Source organism: Falsiroseomonas frigidaquae (assembly GCF_012163145.1).
Taxonomy (GTDB): Bacteria; Pseudomonadota; Alphaproteobacteria; order Acetobacterales; family Acetobacteraceae; genus Falsiroseomonas; species Falsiroseomonas frigidaquae.
The window spans coordinates 12,614-30,681 of record NZ_JAAVTX010000011.1 but is presented as its reverse complement, the minus strand read 5'-3'; the positions used below and the strand labels follow the sequence as shown (position 1 = coordinate 30,681).

The window sequence follows — 18,068 nt, the reverse complement described above, 5'->3', positions numbered from 1 at the left end:
CATGCCGGAGGACCCATCCCTCGAAGCCCTGCGCGCCGCCGCCCGGCAGCAGGCCGTGGACCGCGACACCGCGCTTGCCCGTGCCCGCGACCTGGGGGCGCAGGCCGGGGCCACGGAGGCGGGGCTGGCGCACAGCCTGGCGGCGGGGAACCTTGCGGGGGCCAGGGCGGCGCTGGATGCCCGCCAGGGCCTGCGCGCCGCCGCCGCCGCCCAGGTGACGGACCGGCTGCGGCTGGAGGAGGCGGCACGCCTCGCCCTCGGCCAGCTTGGCGCACGGATCGATCCCTGCGACGCCGATCCGGCCGTGCCGCTGCTGCTGCTGCCGGTGCGGATCGAGACGCGCTACACCGCCGACCGCACCGCGCTGCGCGTGCGGCTGTTCCCGGACGACGTCCATGTGGACAGGCTCGAGCGCGGGCTGTCCGAGGCCGAGCGCGCCGCCGGCCTCGCCTGGTGGACCGCCGCCTGGCGCGGGGCGGAGGCGGAGCAGGAAGCCGCCTGGCGCGGCCTGGTGGAGCGGGTCGGGCGGGCCCGGGCGGCCTGGGTGGGGGAGGCGACGCGCCCCGCCAACCTCGCCGCGCGCGCCACCGAGGCCCCCGCTTTCCCGGCGACCCTGGCACCGGCGGGAATCGGTGGCGCGGCCCGGCTGCTGCCGGACCGGTTCCGCGTGGTCGCCCTGCAGGCTGGCCAGCCCTCCGAGGCCACCGGCAACCAGATCCCCGCGCTGCTCCCCGCCGCCCTGGTGCCGACCGAGGAGGCGACGCTGGTGGAGGCCGGCGGCGTGCGGCTCGCCCCCGGCACCGAATGGATCGCGGATTATGAGCGTGCGCTGGAATTGGGGCTGGCGGTGACGGTGCCGCTGGCGCGGCGCGGCGCGCCGGTGGACCAGCTTTTCGCCTTTGGCCTGCGTCGTAGCCTCGGTGCGGAGGAAGCGGCCGCGGAGCTGACCGACCTGCTGCGCGCGCACCGCTTCGGCGCCGGCCTCGCGCTGGTGCGGCAGGGCACGCCGACCAATAACGGGGAGGCGGCGCGTGCCGCCTGGCAGCGCCGGCCCGACCCGCAGCGCCCCGCGCTCGACCCGCCGGCCGTGGCCGAGGGCAGCGCGGCGGCGGTGCTGGCCGCGGCGCTCGGTCTCGATCCCGCCGTGCTCGCCGGGCTGGAGGGGGCGGAGGCGCGGGAGCAGCCGGCGGCGCGGGCGGCCAATACCGCCCTGTGGAACGCCAGCTGGGGTAGCTTCCTCGACCGGATCAACAGCGTCGGCCAGGCTGGCGCCGCGCTGTCCGATGACATGCGGGAGGCGGGACGGAGGCTGCACCGCGACCACGTCCGGGGACGCGGACCGCTGCCGACGCTGCGCATCGGCCACCAGCCCTATGGCCTGCTGCCGGCCGGCGCGCTGGACGGGCCCTGGGTGGCCACGCCGGGCGACGCCTTCGAGAAGGGCCTCGCGCAGATACTGCGGCGTGCGCGCGGCTGGTGGCGCGGTGGCATCGGCCGGGTGCCGCGCCCGGCGCCGGGGACGCCGCCCGAGGCGATGCGGGACGCGCTGGGCACCGCCCCGGTCTCCTTCGCCGTCTTCGTCCGCCAGGTGCTGTCGGAGGAGGCGACTGGGCTCGGCATCAGGGCATCGGGCGGCGACCCGCAGGAGATGCTGCTGGAAGCCGCGCTGGAACAGGCGATCTGGCACGACCTGGTGAACCTCTCCAGCCCGCGGTCGCGCATCGGCTTCCTCGGCAGGCAGGACCGCCACCTGCCGCTGCCGCATGTGGCCGAGGACGACCCGGCCTTCATCGCCGCGCTGCTGGAGCAGCGCGCCGGCCAGCCGAACAGCCTGCTGCAGGCCCTGCTGGCCATCTCGATGGACGCCGCCCTGCTCGAGGTGCGGGCCACGGCCGGGCAGCGGGTGATGGAGGTGTTCAATCGCGTCGCACCCACGCTCGACCCGCCGCTGCGCGAACGCGTGGCCGGCCTTGCCCGGCGGGTCGAAAGCATCGCGCCGCAGGTTGCGCCCGTCGCCGCAGCGGAGACGCTGGCGGCGGTCGCGGCGGAGCTGCGCGTGGCCTCCGGCATTGCGGAGCGGCCGACGCTTCGGGCGTTCCAGCCGGTCGCCACGACGACCAGCAGCTTCGCGGAGCTGGCGACCCAGGCCAAGTCCTCCGGCGTCGCCGCCACCTTCGACCGCTTCGCGCTGCAGGGCTGGTTCGAAGCGCAGGCGCGGATGGCGGAACTGCGTGGCGCGCTGGCCGAACTTGCGCAGGTGCCGCTCGACCAGCGGCGCCTGCTGCTTTCGGAAACCCTCGACACCGCCTCTCACCGGCTGGACGCCTGGGTTACCGCCCTGGTGGAGCGCCGGCGGGTGGCGATGCGGGCGGCGCGGCCGCGCGGCGTGCAGATCGGCGCCTATGGCTGGGTGGAAGGCATCGTGCCGGGCCGCGGCCGCCAGGCCGATGGCGGCTTCATCCATGCGCCGAGCCTGGCCCATGCGGCGACAGCCGGCGTGCTGCGAAGCGCCTGGATGCAGCAGCAGGCAGCCGGCGGCGAAGGCGCCTTCGCCATCGACCTCGGCAGCATGCGGGTGCGGCGGGCGCTGGAGCTGATCGACGGGATGCGCCAGGGCCAGCCGCTCGGCGCGCTGCTGGGCTATCGGGTGGAACGGGTGATGCATGAGGGCGGCGCGGCGCGGCTGGTCCGCTCGCTGCGCGCCGTCGCGCCGCTGACGCAGGGCCGGCTGACCGATCGCGACGCCGCTGCCGACGAGGCCGGCCGCGCGGCGCAGGAAGCGGTGGCGGCGGCCAACGTCGTGGACGGCGTGTTGCTGGTGACGGGCTGGAACGCCGAGGCGGTGGTCGCGCGGCTCTCGCAGCGGCCGGCCGACAACCCCTACCTGACGGGCGACTGGCCGCCGGTCTCGGCCGCGGAGCGAGCGACACTGGAGCGCGCGGTGGCGGAGGCGCAGGACGCGCTGGATGCGGTGGGCGACCTGCTGATGGCGGAATCCGTCCACCAGCTCGTGCAGGGCAACCTGGCGCGGGCAGGGGCGGCGCTGGATGCCGCAGGCAATGGCGAGGCGCCGGCGCCGGTTCCGCAGGTGGTCACGACGCCGGCCGAGGGCCTGCCGGTCGCGCACCGGCTGATGCTGGGCGTGCTTGGCGCGCCACCGGCGCCGGCGGCGGGCTGGGATGCCAGCCGCCCGCGCGCCGCGGCCGAGCCGGCGCTGGAGGCCTGGGCGGCGGCCCGCCTCGGCGACCCGGCTACCATCGTCGTCGGTGCCGCCGCCGACGGGACGCCGCTGACGCTGGCGGCAGCCGGGCGCGCCGCGCTCGACCTGCTGTATGACGCGGCGGATCGCGCCGGCTTCGACCAGCGCCTGCGCGCCGCGCTGCCCGACCTGCCGCCGGAGGCCCCGCTGGCGGAGGCGCCGAAGCCAGGCTGGGCGCCGGGGCTGCGGGCCATCGGCGACGTGCATGCGCTGGCCACGGCCCTGCGCGGGCTGCTCTCGGCCGGGCGCCCGGCGCTGCCGATCGATCTCGGCGTGCCGAACCTGCCGGTGGCGCGGCAGGTCGATCCGGCCTGGCTGTCGGCCGCCGAGGCGCGGCTGCGGGCAGCGCTCGCGGGCCTGGAAGACCGGGCGGAGGCGCTGGACTCGCAGATCGAGGCCGGTGCCCCGGCGGCGCAGGTACGCGACGCGATGGAGGGCCTGGCCGGCTTCGGCATCGTGGCGCCGGGCTTCAGCCGGGCCGACGTCCTGGCCGGCGGCGGCGGCGACCTCGGCGCAGTTGCCGAGCTGGCGCTGGCCGAGGCGGCGCGGCGGATCGGCACGGCCGAGGCGGCGCTGGCGCGGCCTGCAAGCGCTGCCAGCCTGGCCGAGGCGGCGGAGGCGATCTTCGGGGAAGGCTTCCGCCTGCTGCCCATGCTGGCGCCCGCACCCGCCGCGGATGGCTGGGATGAGGCACTGGCCGCACCGCCGCCCGGCGCCACGCGGGCCGCGGCGCGCCGCTGGCTGGCCGATGCCGCCTCGGTGCGCGACGGCGCGCGCCGGCTTGCGGAGGCGATCCTGCTGGCCGAGGTCACCGGCGCCCCGCCCATGCTGCGCATCGCACAGCAGGCCGGGCCAGGGCCCGAGCCCCCCGCGCGCTGGATCGGCCTGCCACTGGGCGAAGGCGAGCCGACGCCGGGGACGCCGGTGGTCGCCTGGATGCTCGACCTGCTGGGCGCGCCCGATCCTGCCGCCAGCGTCGGCGCGCTGGTGCTGGACGAGTGGGTGGAGACCCTGCCGCTGCGGGCCCGTGCCGGCGCACCGAAGCCGGGCGAGCCGCCGCCGGCCCCGAGGCCGCGTGTAACCACCGGTGTCGCCTTCCACGCCGCCGCGCCCAATGCCCGGGCGCCGAACGCCTGGCTGCTCGCCGTGCCGCCCGATCCGGCGCGACGCTGGGACAGCGCTGCGCTGCTGACCACGCTGCGGGAGACGCTGGAGCTGGCGAAGCTGCGCGGCGTGGTGCTGGAACACACGGTCGGCGCCGCCGCGCTGCTGCCCGCGCTCTACACCCGGACCGCGTCGTTGCAGGGCGAGCCGGTGCTGCGCCTTGGCGCGCTTGCCGGCCGGATCATCAAGACCGGGCCGATCACCGCGATGAAGGAGGCCAATCGATGAGTGACCTGCTGGTTGCGGAGCGCATGTCCGGCCTGCTGACGCAGGTGCTCACCGAACCTCCGGCCTGGACGCGCCTGGAGCCACGCTCGGTCTCCGGCGACCCGACGCCGGGGCTGGAGGCGCGGCTGCACGACCCGCTTTGGCTGCTCGCGCGGCAATGGCAGTTCGGCGAGTTCGAGGGCGAGGATGCCGGCACGCCGCTGTCGGTCCAGGCGCGGGTCAAGGCGACCCGCATCACCGCCTGGCAGCCCGGCGACCCCGCCGCCGGCCATCCGGTTCGGCCGCTGCCGCCCGGCATGCCGCTCGACCCCCTGGTGGAGGCAGAGCCGGCGGCGCCGGGCGGGCCGGGGCTGCGCCAGCGCGCCGAGGGCGGCAGCCTGCTCGCGACGGCCTTCGAGGAGGCGGGATGGCCGGAGGGCCGTGCGGCGCTGCTGGCCGCTTATCCGCTGGACACCACGGCGCGGGCGGCTGCCTTGCCGGAGGCGGTGCCCGAGGCCCTGGCGGTACCGCGCCTGTTCGCAACGCTCGGGCGTGGCTGCGCGGATGGGATGGCGGCCGCGGCGGCGCTGGCGGCAGGGGAACCCGGCTGGCTCACCGCCGCGCCCGAGGCGGCCAAGGCGGCGGCGGCAGAGTGGCTGGCCTGGTGGGGGATGGCGGTGATGCCTGGCGGCCCAGGGGGAGAAACCGGCGAGGCCTGGATCCCGCACCGGTTGGAACATCGCTTCCAGGTCGGGCTGGGCGACGGCACGGCCTTGCGGGCGCCGCTGCATGATGGCGGCGCCATCGACTGGTACAGCTTCGACGCCAGCGCCACACCACTTGCCGGAGCGCCGGCCGAGGCCGCGGAGGAACGGACGATTTCCGTGCTCGCCTCCCCTCTGCGCTATGCCGGGATGCCGGCGGACCGGCTCTGGCAGTTCGAGGATGGGGCGGTGAACCTCGGCGCGCTGGAAGCGCAGCCCACCGACCTCGCACGGCTCTGCTTCGTCGAGTTCGGCATGGTCTATGGCAGCGACTGGTTCTCCGTTCCGGTGGATGCGGAATGCGGCAGCCTGAACCGGATCGAGACGCTGACCACGACCGACACCTTTGGCGAGCACACCCTGGTGAACCCGGCGCCGGAGGGGCCGGCAGGCGCGCGGTTCCGCCTGTTTGCGCTGGATGCGGAGGCAGGGGCGGCGCCGCTGCGCGGCATGCTCGTGCCGCCCGCCTTGCGCGGCACGCTGGAAGGCCGCGCGCTGGAGGAAGTGTTGTTCCTGCGCGACGAGGCCGCCAACATGGCCTGGGCGGTGGAGCGCACCGTGCAGGCGCCAAGCGGCGATCCGCGCCCGCGCGCGGACGAGGCGCAGGCGCCGCCACCATCCCGGACACCGCGCGCGGGAACGGAGCTGCGCTACCTGTTGCAGACCACCGTGCCGCGCCACTGGATACCGCTGGTGCCGGTGGCGAAGCCAGGCAATGCCGGTGGCTTCGACCTGCGCAAGGGCACCATGAGCGGTGGTCGCGACTGGCTCGGCCGCCTGCTGGACCCGACGCCCTTCACACTGCAGGAGGAGGAGGTGCCGCGTGAGGGCCTGCGCGTGGCGCGCGTGCCCTGCATGGCGCGCGCGGCGGATGGCCAGGTGCTGCGCTGGGTCGCGCGCCGCGTCGGCCTGGGCCGTGGCGAAGGCTCGAGCGGGCTCGACTTCGATGCCACGACGACCGGCTGACGCGCGCGGCGCAGCGTCGCCGATCTGTGACCGGTGGGGGCCGTCGCGGGCCTTGCAGGCGCCCCGGCCGAGCAACGATGCTTGCAGCCTGACCGAACCACGAGGGGTGTTGGCGAACAGGAGCAACCAGGCCATGCAGCGCGGCAGGCACCATGGCTGCAAAGCCGGCCATGTCAGCCCGATCTTCATCCTGCTCCTCTGGCTCGCACCGCTGGCCCCGGCGGCGGCGCAGGACCGCGTCCAGGCGGACCCGCTGCGCACCGCCTTCATCGAGATGATGGCAGCCCCCGGGCAGCCCGATGCGGCGTTGCGCTACGCGCGCCTCGCGGCCGCCACCGGCGATGCCCGCGCCGCCATCATCGCGCTCGAGCGCGTGCTGCGCATCGACCCGCAGCTCGACAACATCCGGCTGGAGCTTGCCTCGCTGCATCTGGCCTCCGGCTCGCCCGACCTCGCCGCCGCCTATGCGAGGGAGGCGCTGGAGAATCCCGACATCCCGCCCGATGTCGAGCGCCGCGGGCGCATGCTGCTGGCGCAGGCCGAGCGCGGTGCGGCGCGAAGCACCTTCGATGTCAGCGGCTTCGCCGGCGCCCGCTACGACAGCAATGCCAATGAGGCCACCAGCCTCGGCAGCGTGCCCATCTTCCTCCCGGAGTTGCAGGATTTCGTCGGTGTGCAGGTGCCGACGCGCGGCCAAAGCGACTGGAGCATGGTGCTCGGCGCCCGCGCGCAGCATCGCTACGACCTCGGGCTGCAGCGCGAGGGAAGCTGGCAGACGAACGCCGCCTTGTTCGACCAGCGCTTCGCCCGCATCGCGCGCGGCTACGACCTGTCCATCGCATCGCTCGATAGCGGCCCCCGCATTGGCGTCATCCAGGGCGAGGGCGCGCGTCTCGCGCTGCGCCCCTTCGCCTCCGCCGCCTGGATCGGCTATGGCGGCGAGACCTACGCCTGGCTCTACGGTGGCGGGCTGACAGCCGAGGTCAAGCTGCCGCCGCGCTGGACGCTGGAACTGACCTGGCTCGGCCGCTTCGGCAACTACGAGAACACCGAGTTCCGTCCGCGTTCACGCGAATTCACCGGCGCGGAGCAGGGCGTAGTGGCCACCGTGGAATATGCCATGACGCGGGATACGCGCCTTTCGGCCTCCCTCAGCTATTCGGATGCGGAGGCGCGGGAGGATTGGTGGGCGCGCAGCGGCTGGGGTGGCTCGCTCGGCGTGACCAGCGTGGTGGAACTCGGCCCCCTGGGCCCGGCGGAGCTTGCGACGCGTGTCGGCGTCAGGCGCCTGCGCTACGACGCGCCGGATCCCTTCATCAATCCCCTGCAGAGCCGGCGGGATACGCGCTGGGATGCCGGGGCATCGCTGGTGCTGCCGCTGGGCCGGGCGGTCGCGCTCGCGCTCGAATACGGCTGGTACGAGCAGGACAGCAACTACGGCTTCTACAGCTACGGCAACCATGCCCTGACGCTTGGGTTGCGCTTCGGCCTCTGAGGAGGGACGGGAGATGGGCAAGATCCACAAGGCGACCGCCGGCCGGCGACTGGCGCTGATGGCCACCGCCTTCGCCGCCCTGGCAGCGGGCGCGGCTGGCGGCGCGCAGGCGCAGGACCGGCTGACCGGCGTCATCCTCCGCGGCCCGGCGCCTGGTGCGCCCCGCCCGCCGCCGCCGGAGAACCTGGTGTTGGCGCCCGGCCTGCGCATCGAGAGCCCGGCGGGAAGCTGGACCGAGATCGCCTTCATGGGCGGCACCACGGTGGTGCTGGAACAGGGGGCGGATTTCACGCTGCAGGGCATGGCGCGCGACCCGCAAAGTGGCCGGCTGGTGGTGCGGGCGGCGGCCGGGCGCGGGCGGCTCCGGATCAACACGGCGTCCGACGTGGAAATGCTGGTGACGACGCCGGGCGCGGTGGTGCGTGTCGTCGCCGGCTCGGCGGTGGTGCAGGCGGGTGCGGGCGGGTCGGCCACGCTGCTGGCGGGCGGCCCCCTGCTGGTGCGCCAGCCGAGCGGGCGGGAGGATGCCGTGCGCCGCCCCGGCTTCGGCGTGTCCTTCGTCGCCGCGGGCGCCGCCAGCGGCCCGGAACGCCGAACCCGCGCCGAACAGGCCGCGGCCATGCAGGGCTTCGCCCAGGTGCAGCGCGGCGGTGGCTGGGACGGTGACGCCGCAGTGGAGCCTGGCGGCGCGGCGAATGGCCGGCGCTTCAACGGAGGCGATGATCTGCGTCCGCGGCGTTATGAAGGCACTGCAATTCCGATCGCCGCAGGCAGCGGGGGCAGCGTGGCGACGCCCGCTGGCGCGCGCGCGCCGGGCAGCAGCATCGCAGGCTCCGGCATCGTCGCACCGCGCATCAACGCCAGCACGACCAGTATCGGCGCTGCCAATTCCCAGGTCGATCCCGGTTCGCAGGAACCGGATGCAAACATCGCCGGCATCGCCTCGATCCGCAGCTTCGGCACCGGACGGGTGCGCCGCATTCCGGCCGGCGCCTCCGGCGGCGCGGTGACGGCGGACCGGAAGGTCGTGGCCGCCGCCACGCGCAACGACACGGGCGCGATCCGTGGCACGGGCGCCGGGGTGGCGGCGAGCAGCCTGTTCACACCCCTGTCGCGCAGCGGGGAGCAGCTGCCGCAATCCGGCGGCATCACGCTCTATGACGCGGTCGCCCGCGTCGGCGTCGTGGAGCTGAACGCCTTTGCCGAGGTGCGGCTGGCGGATACGAGCGGTGGGCTGAACTTGGTTCGCGTGCCGCGCATCAGCGTCGCCGACTCGGCGACACCCACGGCGGCTTTCACCTCCAGCTCCGGCAGGCGGCGCCTTGACTACACCGGCAGCGCATTGTTCGAGGTGGGGCTGCAGAACCGCGACGCCGGGCCGCAGCAGCGCCGCGAATCACCGACCACGCCGCCCGAAGTGCTGGCCAGCACGCCGACGGATGGCCGCGTATCGCGCCTGTTCGGCGAGATCGGGTTGATCTCCTATGTCGGCGCAACGCCGCTTCCGGACCTCGTGATCCTCGGCGGAGAGCTTGGCACGGATGACAACGGCCAGCCCACGCGCTCCGGCCGCACGATCTCCTCGGATGGGCTGGCGCCGGATCTCAACACGCCGGACCGCGTCGTCCCGGCGAGCGAAGTGATGCCAAGCGTCTTCATCGTGGACAAGATCACCGCCAGTTCCCAGCGCATCTTCGCCGATCCCGGCATCCAGGAAGGCGAGCGCTTCTTCGTCATCGGCGGCACGCCGGTTCCCGCGTCCGGCGGCCTGCCCGGCACGGCGCCAGGCCAGGTCACGCGCTTCGCCATCTCGGACGGCATGAACCCGCTCGGCGGCTTCCAGGAAGGCGCGACGGTGGAGGCGCAGTTCAACGGCGCGGACCGGCCCATCGCCTTCTCCCGCTTCAACGCCTTCCGCCCGGACGAGACCTTTGCCGGCCGGCCTGCCGATGCCCGGACGGCACCCACCGGCCGCGGGGACACGCATCTGCTGGTCGTTGGCGGCACACCGGCCGCGGCGCTGCGGGGTGAGGTCGAGGTCATCGGCGGCGGCGGCGGATCCGTCTCCGTCTCCGTCGGCTCCATCGGGCGGCACGGCGACAGCCTGGTGCTGTCCGGCAATACCTACGGCACCGCGCGGCTCGACGCGTCGCAAGGCTCGCTGGTCATCCGCTCGGCGCTCGGCTCGCTTGGCACGGATGCGGCTGGCACGGGCGCGCATATCTTCCCGAGTGCCAGCGACCCCGCCAGCGCAGGCTACTTCGCGGTGGGCACGCAGGATGTACGACGCGGGGTGCCCGGCAGCGACGGCGGCCAGCCCGGCACGATCGAGCCTGTCGGCGGCGGTGACTCGGCGCCCTTCGGCTTCACGCGGCTGGCCACCAATGTCAGCGTCGGGCCCGGCGCCGCGGCCCCGGCCGCGCTGCCGCAGGGCGGCGCCGCGGCGCTGCGCGGCTTCGCCGCCGGCATCGTCGAATCGGTGCGGGACGGCGCGGTTTCGCTGCATGGCGTCAGCACTGAGGGCGGTGGTGGCGTCGCGATCGACCGTGCCGAGGGCGCCAACACCTTTGCCGCGCGGATCGACCTGGTTCCGCGCGCCGCGGGGGAATTGGCGGTGAACCCGCTGGCCGCCGTGGCGCCGAATGGCGTGGCAGGCACGCAATCCCTGGCCTTCGGCGGAGAATCCGCGACCGGGCAGCCGACCACGGCCTGGATCGGGCAATCCACCTTCGGCGCCGTGGTTCCGGATCGCGCCGCGCTGCTCAGCGTCGATGGCGACCTGCTGGCCGGCATCGCCGGCGGGCGATCCACCATGCCGGCCAGCACCGAGCATCTCGCCTGGGGGATGTTCCTCGGCGACCTCGTCAATGATGCCGGCGGGACGCGCCGCGACCATGTGAACCTCGGCTTCTGGGCCGCTGGCCGGCCTGTGGATGCCGCCACCCTCGGGGCGCTGCGCGGCACGGCGAGCTATGGGGGCGGGATGATCGGCACGGTGGCGGAACCGGGCTCCCTGCGCAGCGTGGCCGGCAGCTTCACGCAAAGCTGGGATTTCGGCGCGCGGCGCGGCGGGATGGCGGCGGATTACGATGGTCGCCGCTACGATGCGCGCATCGCCATGCCGCCCGGCAGCGCCGCCTTCAGCGGCAGCGGCGTGACCGGGGATCGGCGCCTGGTCGTGCAGGGTGGCTTCTTCGATGCGCGTGGCGCCGGCACGACGACGCCGCCCGCCGGGGTCGGCGGCGCCTTCGGCATCGCGGGTCCAGGCTACGGCGCCAATGGCGTGTTCGTCGGCCGCAGGCCGTGACGCCTGCCGCAGGGCTCTGGGGGACGCATGATGGTCCACCGCCTGCTCCTGGCGCTGCTCCTGGCGTTATGCGCCGGCAGGCCGCTGCTGATCCTGCCGGCGGCGCCCGCGGCAGCGCAGGTGCGGGGTCCTGGCGACCAGCGCCCCGACCAGGCGATACGCCAGGCGGAAGCGCTGGCCGCCGGCGGCAACCTGCTTGCCGGGATGCGGGTGCTGGAGCGCTGGTTCGCGGCCGGCGCGCCCCGTGCCGACGACTGGGACCTTGCGCGACTGCGGCTGGCTGCCGCCCGCCTCTCGGGCCGCATGGCCGACCAGCCGCGGCTTCGCAGCCACCTCGACGCGGCCGAGGCTCTGGCGCGCCGCAGGCCGCTGGCGGCCGAACCCCTGGCGGCCGCGCGCATCCTGCGGGACGTGGCGCTCGTGTGGCAGAGGGCAGGGGATCTCGACCGTGCCGATCGCGGCTTTTCGGCGGCGCTGCCGACGCTTGAGGCCGAGGCGCCGGCCGAGGCCGCGGTCGCCGCTAATTCGCGCGGCCTGGTGCGGCACGCCGCCCTGCGCTTCGCGGAGGCGGCGGCGGATTTCGCCCGCAGTGTTGCGCTGCTGCGCTACGCCGCAGGCCTGGGCCCGGGAGAGCCCGACCCGCAGGGCGAGGCGATGGTGGAGGCGCTGGTCAACCTCGCCCTCCTCCGGCTGGAAATGGGCGATGCGGCGGGTGCGCGGGCGTTCACGCGCCGCGCCCATGATGCGGCCGGATCGGATGCGCGACGGCAGGGCGCGGTCGCGCTCGCCGTGGCACAGGTGATGCTGCAGGCAGACCTCGACACGGTGGGCGCGGACGCACTGCTCGACCACCTCGCCACCACTGGCTACGCCGATGATCCGCTGCGCGGCCATGCGCGGCTCGCCCAGGCCATTTCGCTGTTCGAGCGCGGCCGGATGAGCGAGGCGGCGGAGGCGGCGAGCGCGGCGGTGGAGATCTATCGCGCCACCCTCGGCGATCGCCACCCCAGCTTCGGCCAGGCGCTTCACACCCTGGCCACGGCGCTGACCGAGCTGGGACAGGCGACCGAGGCTGACGCCGCCTTCACCGCCGCTGCCCGGCTGTGGGAGGAGACGCTCGGGCCGGAATCCGTGGCCTTCAACGCCACCCGCGTCGAGCATGGCTGGCTCCATCTGCGGCAGGGCAACCTCGATGCGGCGGAGGCGCATGCGCGCGCCGCGCTGGCAGCGCATGCCCGCATGCCACCGCCCGATGCGCGACCGGAGGGGCTGGCTACGGTCCTTCTCGGGCTGGTCGCGGAAGACAGGGCGGCCCGGGTCGCGGATGCTGCGGATGCGGCGCGGCTGGTCGAGGAGGCGGCAACCCTGTTCCGCCAGGGCCAGGCGCTCATTGAACAGGCGCGCGGGCCTCAGTCCGTGGACCTCGCCTTTTCACTGCTGCGCCTCGGGAGGCTGCTGACCCGGGCTGGCCGGCATGAGGAGGCTGCGCCGCCGATCGACCGAGCCATCGCGCTCTATGAACAACTCGGTGCCACCGGCACCGTGCGGGTGGCGGAGGCGATGACCGCGCGGGCCATGCTGCGGGCGGAGTCCGGCGATGCGCGGGGCGGCCTGCGCGACGCGCAGGATGCGCTGATGCTGCTGCGGACGCGGGTGGGCGGGGTGGAGGCCGAGGTCCGCACCGGCGTGGTGACCCATCGCGCCGCGGTGCGGGAGCTGTTCCTCACCCAGGCACGACTCCTGATCGACCTGGCGCCGGAGGACCCGCAGGCGCGGGAGGCCGCCTTCGCGGCCTCGCAGGAGGCGCTGAGTTCGCGCGCCGCGCAGGCGCTTCGGCTGACCGCGGCGCGGCTGGCGGCGGAGGACCAGGCTCCGGCCTTGGCGGATCGGTTGCGGGCATTGCGGGCGGCGGAAGATGCGTTGCGCAAGGCGGATGCACAGGTCGTCGCGGGGGCCGCGCAGCCCTTGCAGCTTGCCGGCAATGCCGGGCTGGCGCGGCTCGAGGCGCGCCAGCAGGCGGCCGCGCGGCTTCTCGACATCACGGCGGAGATCGCGGCGCTGGCGCCCGGCTTCGCGGAATACCTGCTGCCCGGCACCGCGACATTGGCGGAGGTACAGGCGATCCTGGCCCCGGATGAGGCGCTGCTGGCGCCGGTGGCGGGGGAGGATGCGCTGCTGCTGTGGGTGGTGACGCGCCAGGCGGCGCGGGTGCTGCGGCAGCCCATCCCGCGCTCCGAGGTCGAGCATCTGGTCGCGCGGCTGCGGGAGGGCGTGGACCTGGATGCGGTGGGCGGCGAAGTGGCCGCCTTGCCCGCGATCGACCTGGAGGCCGCGAAGGCGCTGCACGCCGTGCTGATCGCACCGGCCGAGGCGGCAGGGCTGCTGCCCGGCCCGGGGGGGCACCTTCTGTTCGTCCCCGACGGGGCGCTGGACGCGCTGCCGCCGCAGATGCTGTTCGACCCCATGCGCGGCTGGCTGCCGCGGCGCTACGCCGTGACCATCGCACCCTCGGTGCGCGCCGTGGTGGCGGCGGATGCAGCCGCGAAGCAACCATCGCGCGCGCCGATGGCCTTCCTGGGCATCGGCAATCCGCTGGCGCAACCAGCCGCCGCGCCGGCCGGCATGCGTGGCGAGGGCTATGCGCTTGCCCGGCGGCTTGAACGGCTGGCGGCGCTGAAGGAGACGGACGGGGAAGTGCGCCGCATTGCCGGCGTGCACCCGCCGGGCAGCAGCGAGATGCTGCTGGGCGCGGAGGCGACGGCGCGCGGCTTCCGCGCGGCCAGGCCGGCACGGTTCCGCACCATCGGCTTTTCCATCCACGGGCTGATGGCCGGCAGCCTCGGCGGCCTGGACGAGCCCGCGCTGGTGCTGACGCCCGAGGGCAATGGGGCGCGCATGGACGGGCTGCTGCTGGCGTCCGACGTGGCGGCGATGGAGCTGGATGCCGAGCTGGTGCTGCTGTCGGCCTGCAACACCGCGGCGGGGGATGGGCTGCCGGGGTCCGAGCGCCTGTCCGGCCTGGCGCGCGCGTTCCTGGTGGCGGGTGCGCGGTCGCTGCTGGTGAGCCACTGGCCGGTGATCAGCGCGGTGACCGTGGAGGTGGTGACCGGCTTTGCCGAAGCGGCGACGGCCGATCCGCGTGCCCGACGGGCGGAGGCGCTGCGCGCCGTGATGCTGCGCATGATGGATGACCCGAAAGGGGAGCTGGCGCACCCGCTGTTCTGGGCGCCCTTCGTGGTCGTGGGCCGGTGACGGCTTGGCATGCAGGAGGCACCGCGCTGGTGCCCCTGCTGGGCACCCGCGCATCGAAGGCGCCGTCGCCCTGCCGTCAGCGCATCGGTGGCGCCGGAGCGCCGCCCGGCGGTGGCACATCCTGTGCGGTGCTGGTGCCAAGCCTGGGGCGTGGCATTTGCAGGTCACTCTCTCCCAGGCCGCGCGGCACCAGGCCGTTCTGGCTGGCTCCAGGTGCAAGCCGCAGGACCCGGCAATCCGGATAGGGCAAGCACGGCTGCGCTTCCGCACCTGCAGCGCCGCGTTGCAGCGGCCCGGTCGACGGGGCAACTGCGCTGCCCGGCGCTTGGGATTGCCCAGGCGTCTGCGCCGCGACGGGCGCCGCCGGGCCGGCGGCAAAGCCGAGCACCGCGAGGGCGAGGATGAACGTACTCCGGCATGGGCGGCTCATCGGCGTGTCTCCGTCGGTGGTGCGGGCGGCTGGGAGGGTGGCAGCGCGAACGTCACTGCGCGCATTCCGAAGACAACGGGGCGCTGGAATACCTGGCGCAGCGAGATGCCGGCGCTGTCGGCGCGCCAGACCGCGCCCTCCGCGCCCGCGGCCCGGTCCAGGCTTGCGCGCAGATGCGCCTCGCCCGCATCGGTGGTGGGCGCCGTGCCCGGAGCCGCCGGGCCGCCGCGCGCCGAGGCGCCACGCCCGTCGTCGCGTGCGCGGCGGTGCTCGATCTCGCGCATCAGGAAGACGCGGGTCACGAGCCGCAGGTGCACCGGCACCACATAGCGGCCCTCCCGTGTCTCCAGCACCCGGTCGCTGACCGCATAGGCGAGGGTACGGCGGGCGAAGGCGTCGGTACACAGCAGCGCGGTCTCGGGTGCCGCGCACCATTCGTCGAAGCGCCCGGCGGCGGCGGCGGCATGCACGCCATAGGTCTCGGCGACGGGGATACGGATTTCCTCCTCCTCCAGAATCTCCCGCCGCGCACCGAAGGCGCCGAGGATGCCCGCCGCCGTGCTGCCGACCCGGCGGCTGTGGCGGATCACGATGCCGGGGAAGGCCGTGAGGGTGAGGGCGATGGCATCAGGCGGCGGGACGTCCGTGAGTTCGGTCCGCGGCTGGCGGCGGAATTCGCCACCCTCTTCCCTGGCAACAGTATCGGGAAAGACCGGGCGGCGGCGCGGCGCACGCAGCAGGTCGCGCAGGTCCAGCTGCGCCAATCGTACCGCCTTGCCGAGAAGCGGCGTATCCGAGGCGTCGGAGGCGATGAAGGCCCAGAGGTCACCGACATGCAGATCCTCCTCCGGCGGAAAGACGGGAAGCACGCCGAGCCTCCCGACGCTCCGGTTCCAGGCTTGGGCAACATCCTCCACCGCCGGATCGGGGGCAGCGTCGAAGGGACGGACGACCAGCAAAGCGAAGGCGATCGCGACGCCCGTCACGATCACCGGCCAGGACCAGCGGCGCAGCGTGGTCCAGTTGGGGCGAAGCCTGTTGGGGTCGAGGCGCATCGCATCCCCCGCAGCGAAGGCTTCAGCTTAAGCGAACAGCAGGGAGGTATTCCACTGAATGCCGAAATGGAGTTGGAGCTGACCCGCACTTCCTGCTCCGCGTCTGGTGTGACCCAGCCGGGCATATCCTGCTGGCGCAGGGCAATCCGAGCCGCCTGACGCGGCTGGTGCCAGTCCGGCAGGTGACGAAGGAGGGCCGGCCATCCTTCCCATCTGTGGTCGATGCTCAGTCAGGTAAAGCAATGAACCTGTCGTGTCCCGCGATGCGGCATCGCAAGCGCCTTCGGGCGCAGGCTCCTTCACGCAGTGCGCACCAGGATTTATCTGCATTTACTGCCGTCATCCTCGATGCCGCAGGTACCGTCCGGCGGCAGGCGATGTGGTGGAGCGTTGCGCGTGGACACCGGGGAGATCCTGGATGGTCAAGGCGCGCATGGTGATGCCTCGTGGGCCTGTCATGCGACCGTGATCGAGCCGATGCGGCACCTCGCCCCTTGGTTGCGGCACGGATTCCGAGGAGCCATCCATGACAATCCTGTCCCGCCGCTCGCTTGGGCTCGGCGCCCTGGGTGCCGGCATCCTGCCTCTCATACGTGGCGCGGAAGCCGCCACGCCAGTGTCACGCGTGACGCCGCTGGCGCAGATCCGCATCGGCCGCTTCACCGTGACCGCGCTGACGGATGGCTACGCGGACATGCCCTACAACTTCTTCCCGGGTCGCAGCGCGGCCCAGGTCGAGCAGGCTGCCGCGGCGCAGTTCGTGGCCAGGCCGAGCGGCCTGCGGCTCGTGTTCAACCAGTATCTGATCGAGGACGGCGAGCGCCGGATCCTGGTCGATACCGGGCCGGCCGGATCGATCGGACAGACCGGCGCACTGCCGCAGGCGCTTGAAGCGGTCGGCCTGCGCCGTGACCAGATCGACGCCATCGTCGTCACGCATATGCATGAAGACCACATGGGCGGACTGGTCGTCGGCGGGCAGAAGAACTTCCCGAATGCCGAGCTGCACATCGACCGGCGCGACATCAGCCACTGGACCGATCCGGCGAAGCGCAGCGCCGCGCCCGATTATCTGCAGAACAGCTTCCGGATGTCGGCCGAGGTGGTGCGCCTCTATCCCCGGCTCCAGGCGATCGATGGCGAGCGCCAGATCCTGCGCGGCATCTCCATCGTCGACCTGACGGGCCACACTCCCGGCCATATCGGCGTACGGGTCGAGGATGCGGGGCAGAGCCTCATCATGGTGTCCGATATGCTCTTCCCGGTGGTGCATCCGGCGGCAACCGATGTGGGCTTCGTGTTCGAGCAGGACCGCGCGGCAGCCCAGGCCATGCGAGACCGGTTCTTTCCCCGCGCCGCGGCGGAAGGCGCGCTCATCGCCGCGACGCATATGCCGTTCCCGGGTCTGGGCCGGATCGTCTCCGACCGCGGGCAGCTTCGGTGGAACGTCGCCGACTGGGCCCTGCAGGGCTGACGGATGTAGGATGCGGCCGCCGGGCCTCGCCCGGCGGAGGCAGGGAGAGGGCTGGATGCGACACCGGTATCAGGAGATCGCGACGACGCCATCGGTCATGCAGGCGCGCGAACGGTACGGCGCATCCCAGCGCGCGCGATCCGCGCCAGCCGCATCCGCGGAGGAGCCCGCCAGCCATGACAGGCTTGGACCGGCGGAAGCGCAGTTCATCACGGGACGCGACGGCTTCTATCTGGCCAGCATCTCGGAAACCGGCTGGCCCTATGTCCAGTTCCGCGGCGGGCCTTCCGGCTTCCTGCGGGTTCTCGACGACAGGACGCTGGGATTTGCCGACTTCCGCGGCAACCGGCAGTACCTCACTATCGGCAATGTCACGGCGGATGACCGCGTATCCCTGTTCGTGATGGACTATCCGCACCAGCGCCGCCTGAAGATCTTCGGGCGCATGCAGGTCGTCGATGCGCGGGACGACCCGGCGCTGGCGCAACGCCTGGCGGTCCCGGATTATGCGGCGCGGACCGAGCGCGCCGTCCTGATCACCGTCGAAGCCTATGACTGGAACTGCCCGCAGCACATCACGCCGCGCTACTCGGAGGCGGAGCTCACGGCCATCATCGAACCTGTACGCGCGGAGATCATCGCCCTGCGCGCGGAGAATGAGCGCCTGCGGCGTGAGGCACAGGGCTGATCCCAAT

At 73.8% G+C, this 18,068-nt stretch carries 8 protein-coding genes; 7 read left to right on the top strand and 1 reads right to left on the bottom strand.

Going from position 1 to position 18,068, the window contains the following annotated elements; translation table 11 throughout:
• The first annotated feature begins 1 nt into the window (after window position 1).
• The 5 genes from HB662_RS27775 to HB662_RS27755 all read left to right on the top strand — a co-directional run bounded on the left by HB662_RS27775 (window position 2) and on the right by HB662_RS27755 (window position 14,414).
• A complete protein-coding gene (locus HB662_RS27775; protein ID WP_168055158.1) occupies window positions 2-4,651 on the top strand; it encodes a hypothetical protein in 4,650 nt (1,549 codons plus the stop codon).
• The gene (locus tag HB662_RS27770) at window positions 4,648-6,360 is read left to right on the top strand and encodes a hypothetical protein (RefSeq protein WP_168055156.1); all 1,713 of its coding nucleotides are present in this window, start codon (window positions 4,648-4,650) and stop codon (window positions 6,358-6,360) included. Before HB662_RS27775 ends, HB662_RS27770 begins: the two co-directional genes overlap by 4 nt.
• Before the next feature lie 133 nt (window positions 6,361-6,493).
• Complete coding sequence (locus tag HB662_RS27765) at window positions 6,494-7,855, top strand: surface lipoprotein assembly modifier (RefSeq protein WP_168055154.1); 1,362 nt, start codon at window positions 6,494-6,496, stop codon at window positions 7,853-7,855.
• Between the two features lie 13 nt (window positions 7,856-7,868).
• On the top strand, window positions 7,869-11,162 hold the full coding sequence (locus tag HB662_RS27760) for a FecR domain-containing protein (protein ID WP_168055152.1): 3,294 nt from the start codon (window positions 7,869-7,871) through the stop codon (window positions 11,160-11,162).
• A 27-nt stretch (window positions 11,163-11,189) separates the two neighbouring features.
• Window positions 11,190-14,414: a CHAT domain-containing protein gene (locus HB662_RS27755; protein ID WP_168055150.1), complete on the top strand. Its 3,225-nt coding sequence runs from the start codon at window positions 11,190-11,192 to the stop codon at window positions 14,412-14,414.
• A gap of 426 nt (window positions 14,415-14,840) precedes the next feature.
• Here the strand turns inward: HB662_RS27755 and HB662_RS27750 are convergent, their stop codons facing one another.
• Window positions 14,841-15,899, bottom strand: coding sequence for a hypothetical protein (locus tag HB662_RS27750; RefSeq protein ID WP_168055148.1), 1,059 nt, complete (start codon window positions 15,897-15,899; stop codon window positions 14,841-14,843).
• A 625-nt stretch (window positions 15,900-16,524) separates the two neighbouring features.
• On the opposite strand from HB662_RS27750, the gene HB662_RS27745 reads away from it, so the two are divergent.
• Window positions 16,525-17,373, top strand: a complete 849-nt coding sequence (locus HB662_RS27745; RefSeq protein WP_209443509.1) for an MBL fold metallo-hydrolase — start codon at window positions 16,525-16,527, stop codon at window positions 17,371-17,373.
• A gap of 55 nt (window positions 17,374-17,428) precedes the next feature.
• Window positions 17,429-18,061, top strand: a complete 633-nt coding sequence (locus tag HB662_RS27740; protein WP_168055144.1) for a pyridoxamine 5'-phosphate oxidase family protein — start codon at window positions 17,429-17,431, stop codon at window positions 18,059-18,061.
• The last annotated feature ends 7 nt before the right edge of the window (window positions 18,062-18,068 follow it).